We start from the raw sequence: 1,957 nt of genomic DNA on the forward strand, positions 1-1,957 counted from the left end.
GCGGGGTGAAAAAACCCCTTATAGCGATTGGAGGCATCACGACAGATAACGCTTCAAAATTGCAAAAATTCAGCGGTATCGCAGTCATTAGCGCGATCACGCAAGCCAAAGATAAAGCCTTAGCGGTTGAAACACTTTTAAAAATGCGTGAGGGATTCTAAAATCCCACAACGAAAATTTTTCTACCCTAGTGTGTCCAATAAGCGCTCTTCAAAAGCAAAAAGCATGGGGGTTTTTTCGCACACAATTTCCACAAAAGAAAAGCCTAAAAGGGTGTTTTGAGCCTCTTTTAAAACTTCTTTAGTCCTTTGGAGGGTGGTTTTTAAAAAAAGCTGTTTTTCTTTTTCCTTCAAATAAATAACGCCGCCAATTTCGCCCAAGTTAGGATACAGAGCGTAAAAATCAACGCTTTGTTTTTTGGCTTTCATCTGCAAAAAAGCTTTTTTGCGTTCGTTTTCAATCACAAAGCTTAAAACCTGCGATTGCAAGCTTAAAAGCATGTTGGCTGTATTCAAAAACTCTTGCGAATTTTTAGCATGGATTAATTTTTCGCTCAAAAACTCTTTGTATTCTTTTAGGGGGGTATTGTCTTTGGCGCTTAAGATTTCTTTGATTTGTTTCATTTCAAGGGTGGGCAAATCGTCCAATGCGTCTAAGATTTTTGGGGCAGGCACTAAATTTTTAAGCACAATATCGCCCAGCTGATTTTTTTGCATAGTCGCAAAATAAGGCTGATTGATTTTCAATTCCTGTTCGCTTTTGGTGGGGATAATTTTATTACCCACTTGCAAAAGAAAAAGATCTTTATCTTGTTTTTCTAAAACCTTTAAAAGAATGGGTAAAGTGGCGTTAAAGTGGTGCGCGGCGTTTTTGGAATGAAGAGCGTTAAGCTGGTTTAGGGCGTTTAGGGCTTCTAGCATTAAAGGGCGTTGTCTTTGATAAAATCAAGGATTTTAAAACTCGCTTCTAATTTATTCATAGAAGGGATTTTTTGGGTTTTTTTATGGCTAAAAAGCCACAATTCATTCTCTAATGAGCCAAAAGGGCGTGAATCTTTAATGAGATTCAAAGCGGCCACAGAGCAATCCTTGCCGTTATCTTGAGAAGGTTTTAAAAGATTTTGAGCGTTTTTGATAGCGTTTTGTTGATCATCTTCGGCTTTAAAACCGATTTTAACGAATTGATTAGGATTGACAGAAGCCAGTAAATCCTTATTTTGAACGCATTCAATGTTTAGGGTTTCGCCGATTTCGCTTTTTTTAAGCTTATGGTTAAAAGAAATTTTAGGCACATAATCGCTAATGGCGGCTAAATTGAAGAGTAGGGTTTTTAAGGCATGCTTTTGCAGGTTTTTAGCGGCGTTATTCAGGGCGTTTTCATAAGAAGCGGTGTCGCTGACTAAAACGCTTGTGATTTCTTTAGGCAAGGGGGTAGGGAAGTTTGATGCAATCAAAGTCACTTTCGCTCCCTTAAAATATAACGCTAGGGCTAAAGCGCTCGCTTGAATCCCGCTAGAAAGATTGCTAATGACTCTAACGCTGTCAATCTTTTCTATACTCGCGCCGCCCATGACTATGACTTCTCTGTTTTCAAAATAAGCGTCTTTTAAGAGCGTTTGGGTGGCTTTAAAAAGGATTTCTAAAGGCTCAGCCATCGCCCCATCACCTTTAGTGTCGCATGCTAAAAGGGCGTTTTTGGTGTCTAAAATAATGTGGTTGGAATCTTTTAAGCGTTTTAAATTACTTTGAGTGATAGGGGAATTGAGCATGTTAGTGTTCATGCTAGGGGCTAGGATTTTAGGGGAAGCGCAAGCTAAAAAAGTCGCGCTTACGATATTATCCGCTAAAGCGTGAGCGATTTTAGACAAGCTGTTAGCGCTTAAAGGGGCAAAGATGAGTAAATCAGCATCAGCAGCGCATGCGATGTGGTTGTGGTGCAAGCCCTTACTCATCACCAC

At 39.6% G+C, this 1,957-nt stretch carries 2 protein-coding genes and 1 pseudogene; 1 reads left to right on the forward strand and 2 read right to left on the reverse strand.

Features of this window, described 5'->3' with window-relative positions; all coding sequences use genetic code 11:
• Positions 1-161 (forward strand): annotated as a pseudogene (locus tag BZK24_RS07690) (thiamine phosphate synthase); the annotation flags it as partial.
• Positions 162-182: 21 nt separating this feature from the next.
• Here BZK24_RS07690 and BZK24_RS07695 read toward each other — a convergent pair.
• Both BZK24_RS07695 and coaBC read right to left on the reverse strand, forming a co-directional pair.
• Complete coding sequence (locus BZK24_RS07695) at positions 183-920, reverse strand: hypothetical protein (protein WP_077657069.1); 738 nt, start codon at positions 918-920, stop codon at positions 183-185.
• Positions 920-1,957, reverse strand: a 1,038-nt coding sequence (coaBC, locus tag BZK24_RS07700; RefSeq protein WP_077657070.1) for a bifunctional phosphopantothenoylcysteine decarboxylase/phosphopantothenate--cysteine ligase CoaBC, incomplete at its 5' end; no start/stop codon positions are given. The genes coaBC and BZK24_RS07695, both read right to left, overlap by 1 nt.

This window comes from Helicobacter pylori (assembly GCF_001998165.1).
In the GTDB taxonomy this organism is placed as follows: Bacteria; Campylobacterota; Campylobacteria; order Campylobacterales; family Helicobacteraceae; genus Helicobacter; species Helicobacter pylori_DL.

Bases quoted from the DNA above. Each gene is read 5' to 3' on its own strand.
- BZK24_RS07695 (WP_077657069.1), bottom strand. From the start codon at position 920: ATGCTAGAAGCCCTAAACGCCCTAAACCAGCTTAACGCTCTTCATTCC.